Source organism: Peptacetobacter hiranonis (assembly GCF_008151785.1).
Taxonomy (GTDB): Bacteria; Bacillota; Clostridia; order Peptostreptococcales; family Peptostreptococcaceae; genus Peptacetobacter; species Peptacetobacter hiranonis.
In genome coordinates, this window is the sequence record NZ_CP036523.1 from 1,639,693 (window position 1) to 1,653,897 (window position 14,205).

The 14,205-nt window shown below is 32.3% G+C and carries 27 protein-coding genes; 3 read left to right on the top strand and 24 right to left on the bottom strand.

Going from position 1 to position 14,205, the window contains the following annotated elements:
- Positions 1–8: 8 nt before the first annotated feature.
- The 24 genes from KGNDJEFE_RS07755 to KGNDJEFE_RS07850 form a co-directional block, all read right to left on the bottom strand.
- Positions 9–1,694 (bottom strand): terminase large subunit, encoded by a 1,686-nt coding sequence (locus tag KGNDJEFE_RS07755; protein WP_006439286.1) that lies wholly within the window; start codon positions 1,692–1,694, stop codon positions 9–11.
- On the bottom strand, positions 1,695–2,054 hold the full coding sequence (locus KGNDJEFE_RS07760; RefSeq protein WP_006439285.1) for a hypothetical protein: 360 nt from the start codon (positions 2,052–2,054) through the stop codon (positions 1,695–1,697).
- Positions 2,055–2,212: 158 nt separating this feature from the next.
- Positions 2,213–2,509, bottom strand: a complete 297-nt coding sequence (locus KGNDJEFE_RS07765; protein WP_006439284.1) for an HNH endonuclease — start codon at positions 2,507–2,509, stop codon at positions 2,213–2,215.
- Positions 2,510–2,698: 189 nt separating this feature from the next.
- Positions 2,699–3,247, bottom strand: a complete 549-nt coding sequence (locus KGNDJEFE_RS07770; protein WP_006439283.1) for a site-specific integrase — start codon at positions 3,245–3,247, stop codon at positions 2,699–2,701.
- The gene (locus KGNDJEFE_RS11780) at positions 3,234–3,389 is read right to left on the bottom strand and encodes a hypothetical protein (protein WP_006439282.1); all 156 of its coding nucleotides are present in this window, start codon (positions 3,387–3,389) and stop codon (positions 3,234–3,236) included. The genes KGNDJEFE_RS07770 and KGNDJEFE_RS11780 overlap by 14 nt, the downstream gene beginning before the upstream one ends.
- Before the next feature lie 106 nt (positions 3,390–3,495).
- The gene (locus KGNDJEFE_RS07775; RefSeq protein ID WP_006439281.1) at positions 3,496–4,014 is read right to left on the bottom strand and encodes a hypothetical protein; all 519 of its coding nucleotides are present in this window, start codon (positions 4,012–4,014) and stop codon (positions 3,496–3,498) included.
- Positions 4,015–4,026: 12 nt separating this feature from the next.
- Positions 4,027–4,149, bottom strand: coding sequence for a hypothetical protein (locus KGNDJEFE_RS11945; RefSeq protein ID WP_259371696.1), 123 nt, complete (start codon positions 4,147–4,149; stop codon positions 4,027–4,029).
- 127 nt (positions 4,150–4,276) lie between these two features.
- Positions 4,277–4,432 carry a hypothetical protein gene (locus KGNDJEFE_RS11785; protein WP_006439279.1) on the bottom strand — a complete coding sequence of 52 codons (156 nt, stop codon included), beginning with the start codon at positions 4,430–4,432 and terminating at the stop codon, positions 4,277–4,279.
- Positions 4,432–4,821 carry a hypothetical protein gene (locus tag KGNDJEFE_RS07780; protein ID WP_006439278.1) on the bottom strand — a complete coding sequence of 130 codons (390 nt, stop codon included), beginning with the start codon at positions 4,819–4,821 and terminating at the stop codon, positions 4,432–4,434. Before KGNDJEFE_RS07780 ends, KGNDJEFE_RS11785 begins: the two co-directional genes overlap by 1 nt.
- On the bottom strand, positions 4,821–5,102 hold the full coding sequence (locus KGNDJEFE_RS07785) for a hypothetical protein (RefSeq protein ID WP_006439277.1): 282 nt from the start codon (positions 5,100–5,102) through the stop codon (positions 4,821–4,823). The genes KGNDJEFE_RS07780 and KGNDJEFE_RS07785 overlap by 1 nt, the downstream gene beginning before the upstream one ends.
- Before the next feature lie 12 nt (positions 5,103–5,114).
- Positions 5,115–5,516 (bottom strand): single-stranded DNA-binding protein, encoded by a 402-nt coding sequence (locus tag KGNDJEFE_RS07790; RefSeq protein ID WP_006439276.1) that lies wholly within the window; start codon positions 5,514–5,516, stop codon positions 5,115–5,117.
- 10 nt (positions 5,517–5,526) lie between these two features.
- Complete coding sequence (locus KGNDJEFE_RS07795; protein WP_006439275.1) at positions 5,527–5,901, bottom strand: hypothetical protein; 375 nt, start codon at positions 5,899–5,901, stop codon at positions 5,527–5,529.
- A gap of 14 nt (positions 5,902–5,915) precedes the next feature.
- Complete coding sequence (locus KGNDJEFE_RS07800; protein WP_006439274.1) at positions 5,916–6,230, bottom strand: hypothetical protein; 315 nt, start codon at positions 6,228–6,230, stop codon at positions 5,916–5,918.
- Positions 6,231–6,244: 14 nt separating this feature from the next.
- Positions 6,245–7,591, bottom strand: coding sequence for a DnaB-like helicase N-terminal domain-containing protein (locus KGNDJEFE_RS07805; RefSeq protein WP_006439273.1), 1,347 nt, complete (start codon positions 7,589–7,591; stop codon positions 6,245–6,247).
- A 9-nt stretch (positions 7,592–7,600) separates the two neighbouring features.
- The gene (locus KGNDJEFE_RS07810; protein WP_050754632.1) at positions 7,601–8,524 is read right to left on the bottom strand and encodes a conserved phage C-terminal domain-containing protein; all 924 of its coding nucleotides are present in this window, start codon (positions 8,522–8,524) and stop codon (positions 7,601–7,603) included.
- Positions 8,525–8,640: 116 nt separating this feature from the next.
- Entirely contained in the window at positions 8,641–9,360 is a 720-nt protein-coding gene (locus tag KGNDJEFE_RS07815) for a phage antirepressor KilAC domain-containing protein (RefSeq protein ID WP_006439270.1), read from the bottom strand.
- A 38-nt stretch (positions 9,361–9,398) separates the two neighbouring features.
- Positions 9,399–9,620 (bottom strand): hypothetical protein, encoded by a 222-nt coding sequence (locus KGNDJEFE_RS07820; RefSeq protein WP_006439269.1) that lies wholly within the window; start codon positions 9,618–9,620, stop codon positions 9,399–9,401.
- Between the two features lie 39 nt (positions 9,621–9,659).
- Positions 9,660–9,857: a hypothetical protein gene (locus KGNDJEFE_RS07825; protein WP_006439268.1), complete on the bottom strand. Its 198-nt coding sequence runs from the start codon at positions 9,855–9,857 to the stop codon at positions 9,660–9,662.
- Positions 9,858–9,862: 5 nt separating this feature from the next.
- Positions 9,863–10,348 carry a hypothetical protein gene (locus tag KGNDJEFE_RS07830; RefSeq protein WP_006439267.1) on the bottom strand — a complete coding sequence of 162 codons (486 nt, stop codon included), beginning with the start codon at positions 10,346–10,348 and terminating at the stop codon, positions 9,863–9,865.
- A gap of 22 nt (positions 10,349–10,370) precedes the next feature.
- Positions 10,371–10,523 carry a hypothetical protein gene (locus KGNDJEFE_RS11790; RefSeq protein WP_154645809.1) on the bottom strand — a complete coding sequence of 51 codons (153 nt, stop codon included), beginning with the start codon at positions 10,521–10,523 and terminating at the stop codon, positions 10,371–10,373.
- Between the two features lies 1 nt (position 10,524).
- Positions 10,525–11,034, bottom strand: coding sequence for a hypothetical protein (locus tag KGNDJEFE_RS07835; protein WP_006439265.1), 510 nt, complete (start codon positions 11,032–11,034; stop codon positions 10,525–10,527).
- A 13-nt stretch (positions 11,035–11,047) separates the two neighbouring features.
- On the bottom strand, positions 11,048–11,263 hold the full coding sequence (locus KGNDJEFE_RS07840) for a hypothetical protein (RefSeq protein ID WP_040410229.1): 216 nt from the start codon (positions 11,261–11,263) through the stop codon (positions 11,048–11,050).
- A 1-nt stretch (position 11,264) separates the two neighbouring features.
- On the bottom strand, positions 11,265–11,813 hold the full coding sequence (locus KGNDJEFE_RS07845) for a helix-turn-helix domain-containing protein (RefSeq protein ID WP_006439263.1): 549 nt from the start codon (positions 11,811–11,813) through the stop codon (positions 11,265–11,267).
- Between the two features lie 86 nt (positions 11,814–11,899).
- A complete protein-coding gene (locus tag KGNDJEFE_RS07850; RefSeq protein ID WP_050754631.1) occupies positions 11,900–12,100 on the bottom strand; it encodes a helix-turn-helix transcriptional regulator in 201 nt (66 codons plus the stop codon).
- Positions 12,101–12,265: 165 nt separating this feature from the next.
- Between KGNDJEFE_RS07850 and KGNDJEFE_RS07855 the strand changes: the two genes are divergently transcribed.
- The 3 genes from KGNDJEFE_RS07855 (at position 12,266) to KGNDJEFE_RS07865 (ending at position 14,133) form a co-directional block, all read left to right on the top strand.
- Positions 12,266–12,886, top strand: coding sequence for a LexA family protein (locus KGNDJEFE_RS07855; RefSeq protein ID WP_040410228.1), 621 nt, complete (start codon positions 12,266–12,268; stop codon positions 12,884–12,886).
- A 25-nt stretch (positions 12,887–12,911) separates the two neighbouring features.
- A complete protein-coding gene (locus tag KGNDJEFE_RS07860) occupies positions 12,912–13,742 on the top strand; it encodes a 3'-5' exonuclease (RefSeq protein WP_006439260.1) in 831 nt (276 codons plus the stop codon).
- Positions 13,743–13,887: 145 nt separating this feature from the next.
- Positions 13,888–14,133, top strand: coding sequence for a hypothetical protein (locus tag KGNDJEFE_RS07865; protein WP_170239661.1), 246 nt, complete (start codon positions 13,888–13,890; stop codon positions 14,131–14,133).
- Positions 14,134–14,205 lie beyond the last annotated feature (72 nt).

Consider the following 14,205-nt stretch of genomic DNA (forward strand, 5'->3'; position numbering starts at 1 on the left):
TCACCTCCTTACAGTAGATTTTCATAATCGCTACGTTTATCTTTTAGAACTACATACGCATCTAAAAGAGCTGCGGCCATATCTATTCTTCTACGTTTATTATTCGTCTTACATGGCTGAATGTTTTCATTCTTATCAATGTCAATGGCCACATTTGATAAGCACCATTTCATTATTGGGTTGTTGTTATAGTTGATTATTTTAGATTTCAAGTCTGCTTTTAACTGATACATTGGTTCAGACAGAGTCTTTTTCCCCTGATGAACTGGTACCATAGCCTCTTTACCAAAATATCCAGCCATTTCTTCAGCCCAGTATGAAGCTGACCATGCATCATATCCAATCCATGGTAAATAAATTCCATATTCATCTCTAACTTCATTAAACCAAGCTGTCACATATTTTGGATGAACCTTGTTACCAGGACACGTTCTCATAAGTCCCTGCTCTACCCATAAATCATATGGAATTTTATCTTCCTGAGTTCTTTCTTCTAAGAGATCCTCTGGTAGCCATGCCATACATAGACAGTAAATAGTTTCTTCTCCAGGACGCATAAAAATAACGACTGCACAAGTTAAGTCAGTCGTTTTACTCAAGTCTGTTCCGCCTATTCCATAATTTACATTCATAGTTGTAATATCAAATAGGTCTTTATTATTCAGTTCTTCAAATGTTAGCCATGTTTCAGAAGATGTTTCTCTGATATTGAAATCTTTTGTAAGTAGATTTTTGACCAATAAAGGATTAGCTTTTGCCTTATTCACTTTACTAGTCAAGTTATCTAGTTTCTTGATAGTTCCTAGTCCAGGATTAGCTTTTGCATAGCAACTTTCATCTGTCCACTCTGTTCTACTATCAAGCTCATAAATAACTGGTAACACTCTCTCATCGTGATAACCATCTGGGTCACCATAACCATTTAGAATCAATTCACATTCATCGTATTTCATATCGTAAACTGATTCTCTTATTGTACCTGCAGTTGTAGTAATAAATATCATAGGCTCTTCTCTCGATGAAGTACCATCAACTATAACGTCATACAAGTTCTTGTCCTTCCATGCGTGTATCTCATCAAGTAAAGCTCCATGAACATTCAATCCATCCAATGAATCTGAGTCACGTCCAAGTGGCTTGAATATACTTTCATTTACTTCAGATGTCATTTCTGCTACTAATGGCTTTATTCTTTTTAATAATACTGGTGATTTTTTCACCATTTTCTTAGACTCAAGCCATATTATTTTTGCCTGGTCTTTCTTGCTGGCAACCGCATATATCTCTGCTCCACCTTCTCCATCAGCTATCATCAAATACAATCCAATAGCCGCTGCTAAAGTAGATTTTCCATTTTTTCTGGCGACAATCAAAATAACTTCTCTGTATTTTCTAGTTCCATCTATCTTATGGACAATACCAAACATAGCTGCAACAAGAGCCTTTTGCCATAGCTCCATTATGAAACTCTTACCAGCAACACTCCCTTTACTATGTTTACAGAAACCTTCTATGAATTTGATTGCATGCAGTGCCTTCTGAGGATTATATTCCCATTCGCCTTCCTCATCATTTATAACTCTTACAAGTTCCTTATAAACAATCTTGACTTTATTTGATACAACGACCTCACCTTTTTCAATCTGATTGTGATACTCAATGATTGGGTTGTAGTTATTCGGATAATTTTTCATTTATATCTTAGAATTTAAAAAATCATCAAAGCCATCATCCACTACTGCTACCTCTTTTGGTAGAAGGTTAATCAATTTATCACTTAAATTCGTATATCTCTGAATCATAGTGTTATAAATTTTAACTGCTGGATGCTCTCTGATGATTGTGTAATCTCCCTGACACATTTCGTCTATAGTTCCAAATTCATTTATCTGTTCTTTTAGTTCTTGTAAGGTTATTCTCATAAAGGCTGACTCAGAAATAAGCCCCTCAGCGACTTTTTTCTTTTTCTCGTCTATATCCTTAAAAATTCTTTTAAGTCTATTTTCCTCTTTCTTAATCTTTTCTTCTTTCGTCAATTCCTTTTTTGTTGTCATAAATCACCTTAAATTATTTCCCATTTTTATAGTTTTGAAAATAGTAAAAAATGGGGGTGGGGGTTATGTGAGATACCCTGTGCGTTGTTTGTATGTAGGACAAGCGGTCGTAGGGAATGACAACACTTATCAATTAATGGGGGGACTATTGGTCTAATTTATTTCCCAGACTCTACTAAGTCTCCTGCTGCATTAAATGTTAATCCTTCTCTAGTCCATGAATACTTCTCAAAGTGTTCACGATTATGACACTCTTGACACAAGACTTCTAAGTTCGCCCAGTTAAGTGTTACTTCAGGATCATTTATATTCCCTGGATGAATATAATTCTTATGATGAACTATATCTCCATTAGCTCCACATCTCTCACAGATTCCTAACTTATATTTGAAATAGGAATCCCTACACTTTTTCCATTCTTTACTCTTATAAAACTTCTTCGCATAATCCTTCATATTTACCTCGTTGAATGTATCATATCTTATATTCTGTTACATTCACTTTTTATTTATTTTTTATATTTGCAATCAAGTGTTTTCAAATGTTTAAATGATATCATTTCACACCTCTAAAAATATCAATGTAACGTGACCTCATTATGATACATTGAATACATTTTTATAAAAAAGTTTATGCCCTTTTTTTTAAAAATATCTCATATCATTCATAGCTTTCATAATAACATCCTGCTCTATACCTATGTATCTGAGCGTAATATTTGGACTTGAATGATTGAATATCTTCTGCAGTAGAGCTATATCTTTTGTTTTCTTGTAGTAATGATAGCCAAATGTTTTTCGCATTGAATGAGTTCCTAAGTCTTCAATTCCATACATCTCACCTAGCTCTCTTATAATCCTATATGCTTGAGTTCTACCAATTGGACTGTTCTTACCTTTTCTACTCTTTATCAAATAATCTAAATCTTTTTTATCTGTAATATAACTATTCAAGGTTTTTCTTAATATAGGATTTATTGGTATCGGCTTATCTTTACCAGTCTTTTCTTCGGTGATCTTTATATACTTCTTATTTCTAACATCCTTAACCCTTAACTTTAATATGTCAGATATGCGGAGCCCTCCATAAATTCCTAGTTCAAACATTACTAGATTTCTTTCATTCGTCGATTTTAAGTAGTCGCACATATCTTCTAAGACACGTTTGTCTCTTATAGGTTCAACGGACTCCATTGCTCTTCACCTTTCTTTTCTTCTTTCTTTTCTCTTTCTCAAAGTGGTCAAACTTTGGTTTCTTACTCATCTCTCTCAATGTCTTAAACTCTTCATCGGTGAGTTCGGCTGCTTTTATTTCTCCAGCATCCCTCCACTTCATGGCAACACCTCCTTGAGATAAGCACGAAAAAAGGCAGTCCTAAGACCACCTTCCTTCTCCCTTTTGTAATTGTTTATTATATATATGGTTATAATTTTGTTCACTATCATTTTACTACTGTTTTTTCGTCTTTTTCGGACATAAATCGGACATCTTTCGGACATTTTGCCAAGACTGTTCCACCAAATAGAGCTATTGTAACCTTGTAAACTGCTACATCTCTTATTCTTCTTAGCTGACGTTCAGAATAATCTAGTTTCATACTCATACTAACCCAACTCTTTCCCTCTATAAGACTCATTTGAACTACCCTTCTATGTATCTCATCCAGAGAGCTCATAGCTGTATCTATCTTAAAAATCATATGTTTAGTATTTTCTAATTCATTTTTAACTTTCAGTCTTCTCTCCATTAATTTAAGAGCATCTTTCTCAGTTGGATTACCTAATCCAGAACTCTGAACTTTTATAGAGTCATACTCTATAGCTGGCAATGTAGCTATCATATTTGCCAACATCTTATTTTCTTTTTCAAGAATTTTTATATTAGCTTTTAGCTGCTTATAACTTCTAAGAGTTTTTTCTGTATGTCTTATAAATTCTTTTTCTATTTTGGTTACAGTCATTACGGCTCCTTTCTATCTTGAGAAGCCTTTTAACATTCCATCCCTCACTACAAAACATAGTTTTATATCCTTGTATATTTCAAAAGCTTCTTCAAGTGTTATATCTTTTATGTTTATAATTTTTATATCTTTCATTTTCATATGCTCCTATCTAATTGATATTATTAGTTGAGCATGATATAATTATCTTACTAGTTGATAATGACATCATGCTCATGATGTTGGAGATTGTATTGCCAGTACAATCTCCTTTTTTTATTGCCTAACTTTCAACTTCTATTTCCTTTATACTCATTACTCCGTTCCATTCTTTCCCTGATATATACTCTCTAGCTTTATCATAGCTACTAAATACTTTTTCTAATTCTCTTTCACCCATTGACTCTTTAAATACTAAAAATATACTCATCAACTTCATTACTCTTCCTCCATTTTTATATATATTTTTGTTTCATATTTCTTTTCTAGTTCCTCTATTTTTTCATTTATTTTCTTAGCATATTTCTTTTTTATTCTATCGCTCTTAGCATTAAATAAACGACCTCTTTCTTTATCGATTCTATCAAGTATCAATCCACATGATCTAAGAATGCGGTCTTTTTTTTCAATTTCAAATTCTAAATCTCTAATATCCTCCTGAAGGTCTTTTATCTCTTGCTCCATCTCTTGCTGGAAACCTATACTTATCTGAAATCTATGCTCGCATTTACTTATAAGTTCATCCTTTTCAAGCAACTTCATCTCATAATACTCTCTCAACTCTTGTTTCATCTTGTTCACTTGACTAGTAGTAAATAATCCAAACATTACTCAACCTCCTTTACTTCCCAGACAGCTCTTCTGTCCCAACCTCTGTTTTCTAATTTTGCATTATGCTTTTCAAATCCTGCTGCTATTTCTTTAGCTGTAAATCCTCTTGTTTCAAAATATGATAATATAGTCTGAATTACATCAAACCCTTCTTCCAATATTTCCTCATCGCTATCATCTATAGATGCTTTTGAAAACTCACTGAACTCTTCCCAACATTTCAAAAGTGCTTCAAGTTCTGACCAATCCCTGTCTTGCTCTAACTGATATATATACATCTGTTTCCCTCCTTAAAATGGTACGTCGTCTTCATCAACTGCTCCATAATTTTCTGGAACTTCTGATGGAGCATTCTGTTCTATATTTTCTTTCTTGCCTGGCTTAGCCAACATTCTTATCTTATTTCCACTAACCTTAGAATAATATCTTGTTTCTCCATCTTTTTCATACTTCTCTATTCTTAATGATCCAAGAAACTCAACTAAACATCCTTTAAGACACCAGTTTGAAATATACTCTGCTACCTTACCCATTGCCTCACAAGGAATGAAATCTGTATCTCTTGTGTTATCCTTTTTTAAGAAGTCCCTCTCAACTGCAATTGTAAACGATGCTACTGGAGTTCCACTTCCAGGAATGTATCTAAGTTCTGGGTCTCTAACTATTCGACCTACTAAAACTACACTATTCATAATCTTCCTCCTACTTTAATAAAGACTCAAAATATTCATATAACCCATCTGTTTCTTCCTCTGGTAACTTACTCATAAACTTTTTAAAGTCTTCTTTCAATCTTTCTTCACCAAATTTATTTGAAGCTGAGTTTAATAAGTCTTTTGCATCACCCTTTGACATTGAATATAAATTCTTAAGAATTTCTTGTTTTATAACTGTTGAAATTACTTTTTTCTGTACATCTTTTTCAAACATACCATCTAATACACTATCAACAAAGTTTGTTGACATATGTATACCAATATTTATTAAATTATTTGTTATATCATTTAAATTTCCACGCACTGCTATATTTCCAAATTCTATCCCTTTATCATCTACTTTTAAATTACACTTAATCATTTCTATCTCTCCTTCTAACCAATTAAATCTTTTATTTTATATATTTTCCCTTCATCCTCAAGCTCTAAAAAGTCAGCATATCTAGGCTCTACCTTTATCCCATAAACAACTGTCCTTCCATTTGCTCCAACCTTTGCATGTGTATAACCTACATACTTCAAAGCTATCAGTCTATTTCTAACATACCTACTATCACACTCTTTTTTATCGTACTTCTGTCTTATCTTTTCAGGATCTTCTTTGTACACTACAACATCACCCCACCTTACATTGTCAACATTCCTAATCGTACTAAATACAGTACAATTTCCTATTCCTTTCAAATCCACCTTACTCACCTCTTCTAAAATGGTGCTATATCATCCAACTCACCTTGCTCAAGGAGCTTATCCAAATCATACTTATAAACTCTATTCAACTCCTCATCAGAGTGATACAACCTCTTCCTATCTGAATCAAAGAATAGCTTAAGTCTACAATCGACCTTACCAGTAACCCTATTCTTCAAAACTGTTAGAAATGTCTCATCGGTGCCTCTCTCATCGTCGACTACTCTATTTAAAAACAACTCATAGTCACACAAATTCACTATCTCACTAGCACCGCTGACATCAAACATGTCTATATTTCTCTCTTTGGTTTTCTTAGGATGAGCTACCAGAATAATTACCAAACCATATTTCTTAGCTAAGTTTTTCAAATCTCTAACAAGTAACTTCTGAGACTCATACTTATCAACTTGATTATCCATACTCAAAGTCATTAAGTTATCAATCACAAACATTCTTACTCCATGTTTCAGCCATAAATGTTCAATCACACCACACATATTTTTTTCGTTTGCGATAACATCTTCAGAGTAAATAAACAACTTTCCCCTTATCCACTCTCTTATTAATTCTCTAGCCTGTTCTGATGGAGCATTGAACTTAGCTCCATACATAGTTTGATATTTTTTAATATCACATTCTGAAACTACACATTTCCTAAACCAATCCATAACAGTCTTACTTGGCAATTCCCCAGAATAAAGCATTGCCTTCTGACCAACATCAATTGCACTAGCTAAAAACTGGTTAATAATTGTCGACTTCCCTGCTCCTGGTTTACCAGATAGAACTGTAAGAGTTCCGTATCTGAATCCGTCCATAACACCATCTAATTTTCTAAATCCAGTTGGAATATTTTTATAATCCTCATAACTGTCATCAATATCAGCAGCATCAACATAACTACTCTGAGCTGAGCTATTCTTTGAAATAATACTTTTAAGTTCATCAACATCTGACTGAATTTCAGTTATTTGCTTTGAGTTGATATTATTTAATAGCTCCTGAGCTTGTGTCTGTATCTCTCTCACCAAATACTTCTCTTTCAAGATCTGGATATGAGTATCTATATTCCGAGTCGTAGTCACTATAGATACCAAACTTGTAAGATATGTAACTCCTCCTATAGAATTAAGTGTTCCTCGTTTCTCAAGCTCATCTGTCAGAGTAATCATATCGACTGCCTTGTTTTGATTTAATATATTTATCATCGCATTGAATATTTCTTTGTGTGCTGCGTGATAAAATAAATCAGCTTTTATCTCTCTAGCTTTAAAGGTTACAGAGTTTTCTACTAGGAATGCTCCTAATACGGATTGCTCTGCTTTAGTATCAATTACTGGAGCATTCAACTCCTTCACCTCCTACTCTTACAAATCTGTAAATCTACTAAAAGAACTTTCAACTGCAGACTCAACTGCTTTTTCTATTTTCTTTTGAGAAATCGGCATTTCGTTTAAGTATGCCTCAAACTTAGTACCGAAAAGTGTCTCTGGTCTTAAGTACTGGTTCATCCTTTCATCGTTTAACCATGACCGACACTTATTATCAATTACCTTTTTAAAATCTTCTAAAGTAAATCCTTCATTCAGACGAGCATCTATAAAGCGACGTGTCTTATCAGAATTATGCTTGTAGTTTTTATTAGCTTTTTTGTTAAGGTACTCGACTATATCTATATATATATTTATATATATATCTTTGTTCCGACGTTTACGTCGTGTCCGAGAGCACGTTTTCGTCTTGTCGGAGAAGACGTTTACGTCAGACCCCCTTCCGACGTTTTCGTTTTGTCGCACAAGACGTTTACGTCTAGCCCACTCGACGTTTACGTCGCACCCTTCTGACGCATTCGTCATACCCTCTTCTGAAAAAATTTCTTCTCTCATTTCGTAAAATTTATCTGTAAAAGTGAAATAACTTCTAGTACCTTCTGCAGTATTTTTTACAACCTTGCTTTTTAAAAGTCCTAAATATTTTCTCTGACGCATATCCTTTTGAGTTCTCTCAGAACAAGACTCAAACTTCTCATCAAAATCTTCTGGTTTTTCACATAGATTATGAATTATAATTCTAGCCAATCTTTCTTTTGAAATATTTAGTATTGGAATATCATCAAGAACCTTGTTGTAGAATATCCAATGATACATCTTTCCATCTTCTTCACAGAAGTATGTCGCAGTTTTACCAGAATTGATAATATCCTCAATATCTCTGAGAATAAGAGCCTCATCCAGAGAAACACCTTGCCTCATCAGCTCCTCTTGCTTAAACCCTAAAACCTCTACTCTCATTTCATTCACCACCCTTGAAAATTATATTTTTGTGTGATACACTCAAATCAGTCAATGTTAATTTAAGTGAACCACCTTGTTCACGATTGGAGATCTGCTGGTAACAGGTCTCCTTTTTATTTTTTTCCCACATGTGGTCTAAAAAATTTCTTAAGAATAAATAACTGTCCTCTCTGAGTAATAAGCACAACTGGATTTTTATTATTCTTATAAAAGCTATACTCACAAATCCCTCTCTCAAGAGCATATTGAGTAGGCTCTTTCCCATTCTTCAAAAGAATGTTCCACATCTTCAAAATTTCTTTCAGACCTCTCTCACTTATCGCTTTACCTTCACTGCTTATAAGCTTTGCCATACCTCTAAGAGTAATCGAATTAGTTCGACCAACTATTCTCTCAAGAATTTCCTCAGTAGCTTTGAAATTTTCTTCCAAAAGAAGAATGTCCCTGCTCTCAGCTTTCTGTGTATTATCCAAATAGGTCTTAATCCTTAAATCCCTCAAGGCTAATGAAAAATTCTTCCTAAAATTCTTTGCGTGTTCATTTTCCACCTTAAAAGCTAACCAGTAGAAAAAGCTCTCTGGTATGTAATCACCTTTTTCCCACTTGTGGGAAAAACCATATTCTTGACTATATTTGTTTATTCTATCTAGTCTCATATTTCTGTATTCCTTACCATTTGACTTAGTTATCTTAACAAGTCCTAACACTTCTGCAGCATCTTCAATACTGATTGATATTGTCATATCTTCATTTTGTACTGCCTGTATATCTTCAAAATTAAATAGACTAACAAGCTCTCTATCTTGTGGAGCTACTATTACTTCTGCTGGCATCTCAAACCCTCCTTGCCTTTTCCCAGATGTGGGAAAATTTATTTTGTAGTAGTTGTTTTTCTTCTTCTAGTAGTCGCTGGTTTCTTTTCTTCTTCAGCTTCCTTTGCTTCTAGCTCTTTACTCTCTTTTATAGTCTTTAAAAGAATACTAAAGAACATACCGAAAAATGTATATCCAAATGCAAAAAGCATTAAGTTGAACTCTCCAGCTACAAGCTGATATGCTGCTAATGAAAATGCTAAAATATAAGTTGCTTTCATATTGTTTACCTCTCTTTCATTTTTCCCAGATGTGGGAAATTACATATTTCTTTCTTTATCTCCAAATAACTCTTCTCTTATCTTTCTTACTTCATCCCAATCAATAGGAGCTACAAATGGAGTGATGTCTATTCTTGGTACTTCTCTGTAAGCTTTCATAGCCTCTTCCTTTGTGTATATGCCATGTCTGTTTAAGTTTTTCCAGATACGTTCCATTCTTTCTTCATGAGTTTCCATAAATCTCACCTCTTTATCTTTTCAAGTGCTATTTTTAGATTTACTACATCCTTCATCAGTTTAGTCAATGTAGTGATTGCTTGATCAGCCACTTCAATTTCATCATCAGTAATCTGTCCGTCCTCTAATATCTTCAACAAAACATCTTTTGCATTATTTGCCTGGCTTAGAGATCCCATTAACATGATTGATGCTTTATACATATCTGAGTCGCTTTCTAAGTTAAAACTGCAACCAAACTTTTTACCAATAGGGCATACATTGTTGCAATAGTGATTGATTAGATATGGAGCTTCATAAACCTCAGCCATTTTTATTACTTCTTCTGGGTGTGCATCCGTCTTATCACTCTCTATATTAAAAATTCTGCATTTATTGATACTTGTAAGTAGAGCTGCATCTTCTCTATTAGAGAAAAACTTATTTTTATCTATAGCTGATATTCTTGCTTTGTAGTAAATGTTGTTTCCTACTGTTGCCACCTTGCTCATTATTATCACCTCGCTTTAGTGATTAATCTTGTTGAGTTATTTTTATTAATTTAGGAATTTCTTCTACTGCGTGCTGAATCCGACGAAGTAGTGTGTTTATATAATCCACTTTTTCTTGAAACTCCTTATCGTCAATCTCTAGCTTAACTTTTACAGTTAATTCCTTTTCTTTCATTTTAAAAATCCTCTCTTTCCCCATTAGTGAAAGTCTTGATTGATATAGATGGAAATCTTTCTTTTATCGCTCTTAACATATTGTCTGACATTTTTAATTTTCCACTTTCTACTTTTTTTAAATCGTATGGGTTTATACATGTATTTTTAGCAAATTCATAAAGACTTTCACCTACTATTCCTCTTAGAATGAATAAATTTTTTGATATTTTATTAGGAAAATCTTCCTCTAAAAGAGTTTCCATTCTAAGTTGCTCTTCTTTATCAAGCTGCTCTTTTTTTATTTCCATACTTTTTTCAAATTCTTTTAACTCTTTTGTTTTGAAAAATATAAACACATTTGTATATATGCCTTCTTGCACAAATTCTATTTTTTCTACTGTCCCGCCTCTACGTGAATTTATATTTGCTATAACCGCTAGTAGCTCAGCGTGCAGAAATCTATTATTTGGATTTCCATAACAATCCTTATTACTTATATACTTAACTGATTGATAATACTGTTCTTCCATTTCTATTTCTCCTTTACTTATCCAATGCTCCAGATAAATCTTTAAAATATCTGTTTAAATCTGTATCTATTGCTTTATCTAACATCTCATCTGTTGTTGGTGTAGATAGACCTAAATGTTTCTCTGCCTTATGAATAAACTCTCTATAAGTTTCTGTATTACTAGAGTTTGTATCTACATCACAAATTCTTTTATCTAGTAACTCTTTTGTTAATTTGAAACCTGACATTTTAAAAATCCTCTCTTTCTCCATTAGTGAAAGTCTTGATTGATATACATGGAAATCTTTTCTTTATAGCTCTTAACATCTCATCTGTAATTTCCTTTTTTCCACTTTCTACATTTCTAATATCAGATTCTTCTATTCTTGTTCTCCAAGCAAATTCATATTCACTTTCATCTAAAATAGCTCTTAATATCCTTAAATTTTTTGCTATTTCATTAGGGAAATCTTCTTTTTCACTTCTTCTTTTTGCATACTCTATACGTCTTTTAAAATTTTCTTCTTTTAGTTTATTTGCTTCTTCTAATTCTTCTTCTGACAATTGATATCTATAAGTTATAAGTACATCTGTACATCCATCATTATCATTCAAATATTTTATATGTTTTATTTCTGTAGAAGGATCCCTATTAACTTTTTCAAGGAAATCATCAATATTATTGTTTAATTGATAATTATCTTGTTTACCGGTAAACCCTATACCGGAAAATCTTATATTTCCCCAATACCAATCTTTCTTTGGAAGCTGTCCTTTTAGCAACATTAAATCATCCATTTTTATCACCTCTTTTTTTAGCCGTTAAGACCTCTATCGTCTATATTTTGATATTTATCTTTTTAGATAGCCATTTTAAAATACAATTAATAGTTGAATTTTTCCCCAAAAAAAATTTCTTCTATTGTTGAATTGAAAAAATCCGCTATTTCTTTAGCTTTAGATAAACTTGGTTTTGCTTTACCTAATTCTATTCTGCTATATGCTTGTTGCGTTATTCCAAGGATTTTAGCAAGTTCTTTTTGAGAAAGCTTTTTTTCTTCACGCATTTTTTTTAATTTTGACAAGAAAGTTTCCTCCTTTCTTTTTTACAATGATTTATTGTTTAATTGAAGTATATCACAACCATTTATTGTATTCAAGATATTTTTTTATTTTTTACACCATTTAATTGTATTTATTTGTATTATACACTTTAAAATTGTATTATGATTATGAAAGGAGTTGTTGAAATGGCTAATTTACAAGATAGATTGAAAAGTTTAAGAAAAGAAAATAAATACACTCAAGAAGATATTGGCAAATTTTTAAATATGACTACTAGTGGATACGGATACTATGAACAAGGTAAAAATAAACCTCCACTTGAAATTCTACAAAAGTTAGCCTCTCTTTATTCTGTTTCACTAGATTATCTACTTGGTAATGATGACGTTAGATTAAAAAATGAAATAAAAATAGATAATGTTGTTAAGCTTCCAGTTTTAGGATCAGTAAGAGCTGGAACTGGTGGATGGGCAATTGAAGAAGTTATCGGTCATGAATATGCTTTTAACCTTTGTGCTGATACATCTGATTATTACTACCTGAAAGTTAAAGGTGACAGTATGGAGCCACGAATATCAGAAGGTGACTTAGCTCTTGTTAAGAAACAATCTGATGTTGAGTCTGGTGACTTAGCAATTGTATTAATAAATGGAGATGAAGGTGTTATCAAAAAAGTTATAAAAAGAGATGATTGTTTAGAGCTACATTCATTCAATGCATATTATCCAGTTAGAGTATTTTCTGGACAAGCTCTTCAAGATGTTAAAATAATTGGTAAAGTAATTAATACAACTAGACATTGGTAAATTTTTAAAACGAGGTGATTATATTATGGGTATATTTAGCTTCTTCAAAAAAGCAAGAGAAACTATGAGAGAAATTAATGAGGAAATAAAGAAAGAGGATGCTTTTAAAGAATTTGTTTTCTCTATTGGTGATGACTTATATGAAGTTGATGAAAAAAATCCTTATGCTGGAACATTTAAAGAAGTTCCTCTATTTAAAATGGAAGAACCGACTGAAGAGTTTTTAAAATCATTAGCTAGAAAGCCAGATAAAGAAGTTGATTATTGGAAATTTATAAAACATAGTGGAACAACTAAAGATCCAGAATGTTATATTGTATTTGATTTAGAAACTACAGGTTTAGAAGCTCATAAAGAAGCTATAACAGAAATAGCTGCTATTAAATTTGATTATGATGAGCCTGTAGAATATTTCCATACATATGTTAATCCAAAGAAAAAAATACGAGAAAAAATAACTGACTTAACTGGTATAACAAATGAGATGGTAGCTTCTGCTCCTCCTATAGAGTATGTACTACCTAATTTCTTAAAGTTTATAGATAAATATACACTTATATCTCATAATGTGTCTTTTGATATGTCTTTTATATTAGACCCTATGTACAATTTAGGATATAAAAAACCTGGTAATAAGGCTATAGATACATTGGCTCTAGCTAGAAGATTTATGAAGGATGAAGATACAGGAAAAAGACTTTCTAGTTATAAACTGGAAGACCTTAAATATCAATTAGGATTACCACTAGATGTTTATGATATAAAATCTCATAATGCTTTATATGATACAAAAGTTGCTTATTTCTTATATAAAAATTGTCGTGAGTTAAAAGAAGAATATTATAAATATAAATAAAAAATAGATACTTTTCCCAAATGTGGGAAATTTAAAGAGCGATAAACTAATATCGCTCTTTACTTATATATCACTTCTAGCTGAGGAGCTTGGACACCATTACAAGACATACGGAAATATCATTGACCTAAACAACATAGATAATATGAAACAAGAAAACAAAGCTCGAAACTTTGCTTATGATAAGCTAGTTGGAGTTCCTGGTATCGTAAAAGCTTATTTAAAAGGTTGTAGAAATATTTCTGAAATGGCTGATTACTTAAACGTAACAGAATCATTTTTGCGTGATGCTATTGGATATTACTCTAATAAATATGGAGACAGACCTATTAGTTTTGAAAACTATAAAATAATATTTGTACCTACACTTATTATTTTCAAAAATATTTAACAAAAAGAGCGGTAAACTAATACTGCTCTTTGATAGCATATAAGACTTTTCCCAGATGCGGGAAAATAAAAG

Coding starts and splice junctions, on each gene's coding strand:
- KGNDJEFE_RS07755 (WP_006439286.1), bottom strand. CDS start 1,694: ATGAAAAATTATCCGAATAACTACAACCCAATCATTGAGTATCACAAT.
- KGNDJEFE_RS07760 (WP_006439285.1), bottom strand. CDS start 2,054: ATGACAACAAAAAAGGAATTGACGAAAGAAGAAAAGATTAAGAAAGAG.
- KGNDJEFE_RS07765 (WP_006439284.1), bottom strand. CDS start 2,509: ATGAAGGATTATGCGAAGAAGTTTTATAAGAGTAAAGAATGGAAAAAG.
- KGNDJEFE_RS07770 (WP_006439283.1), bottom strand. CDS start 3,247: ATGGAGTCCGTTGAACCTATAAGAGACAAACGTGTCTTAGAAGATATG.
- KGNDJEFE_RS11780 (WP_006439282.1), bottom strand. CDS start 3,389: ATGAAGTGGAGGGATGCTGGAGAAATAAAAGCAGCCGAACTCACCGAT.
- KGNDJEFE_RS07775 (WP_006439281.1), bottom strand. CDS start 4,014: ATGACTGTAACCAAAATAGAAAAAGAATTTATAAGACATACAGAAAAA.
- KGNDJEFE_RS11945 (WP_259371696.1), bottom strand. CDS start 4,149: ATGAAAGATATAAAAATTATAAACATAAAAGATATAACACTTGAAGAA.
- KGNDJEFE_RS11785 (WP_006439279.1), bottom strand. CDS start 4,432: ATGAAGTTGATGAGTATATTTTTAGTATTTAAAGAGTCAATGGGTGAA.
- KGNDJEFE_RS07780 (WP_006439278.1), bottom strand. CDS start 4,821: ATGTTTGGATTATTTACTACTAGTCAAGTGAACAAGATGAAACAAGAG.
- KGNDJEFE_RS07785 (WP_006439277.1), bottom strand. CDS start 5,102: ATGTATATATATCAGTTAGAGCAAGACAGGGATTGGTCAGAACTTGAA.
- KGNDJEFE_RS07790 (WP_006439276.1), bottom strand. CDS start 5,516: ATGAATAGTGTAGTTTTAGTAGGTCGAATAGTTAGAGACCCAGAACTT.
- KGNDJEFE_RS07795 (WP_006439275.1), bottom strand. CDS start 5,901: ATGATTAAGTGTAATTTAAAAGTAGATGATAAAGGGATAGAATTTGGA.
- KGNDJEFE_RS07810 (WP_050754632.1), bottom strand. CDS start 8,524: ATGAGAGTAGAGGTTTTAGGGTTTAAGCAAGAGGAGCTGATGAGGCAA.
- KGNDJEFE_RS07815 (WP_006439270.1), bottom strand. CDS start 9,360: ATGCCAGCAGAAGTAATAGTAGCTCCACAAGATAGAGAGCTTGTTAGT.
- KGNDJEFE_RS07820 (WP_006439269.1), bottom strand. CDS start 9,620: ATGAAAGCAACTTATATTTTAGCATTTTCATTAGCAGCATATCAGCTT.
- KGNDJEFE_RS07825 (WP_006439268.1), bottom strand. CDS start 9,857: ATGGAAACTCATGAAGAAAGAATGGAACGTATCTGGAAAAACTTAAAC.
- KGNDJEFE_RS07830 (WP_006439267.1), bottom strand. CDS start 10,348: ATGAGCAAGGTGGCAACAGTAGGAAACAACATTTACTACAAAGCAAGA.
- KGNDJEFE_RS11790 (WP_154645809.1), bottom strand. CDS start 10,523: ATGAAAGAAAAGGAATTAACTGTAAAAGTTAAGCTAGAGATTGACGAT.
- KGNDJEFE_RS07835 (WP_006439265.1), bottom strand. CDS start 11,034: ATGGAAGAACAGTATTATCAATCAGTTAAGTATATAAGTAATAAGGAT.
- KGNDJEFE_RS07840 (WP_040410229.1), bottom strand. CDS start 11,263: ATGTCAGGTTTCAAATTAACAAAAGAGTTACTAGATAAAAGAATTTGT.
- KGNDJEFE_RS07845 (WP_006439263.1), bottom strand. CDS start 11,813: ATGGATGATTTAATGTTGCTAAAAGGACAGCTTCCAAAGAAAGATTGG.
- KGNDJEFE_RS07855 (WP_040410228.1), top strand. CDS start 12,266: ATGGCTAATTTACAAGATAGATTGAAAAGTTTAAGAAAAGAAAATAAA.
- KGNDJEFE_RS07860 (WP_006439260.1), top strand. CDS start 12,912: ATGGGTATATTTAGCTTCTTCAAAAAAGCAAGAGAAACTATGAGAGAA.
- KGNDJEFE_RS07865 (WP_170239661.1), top strand. CDS start 13,888: ATGAAACAAGAAAACAAAGCTCGAAACTTTGCTTATGATAAGCTAGTT.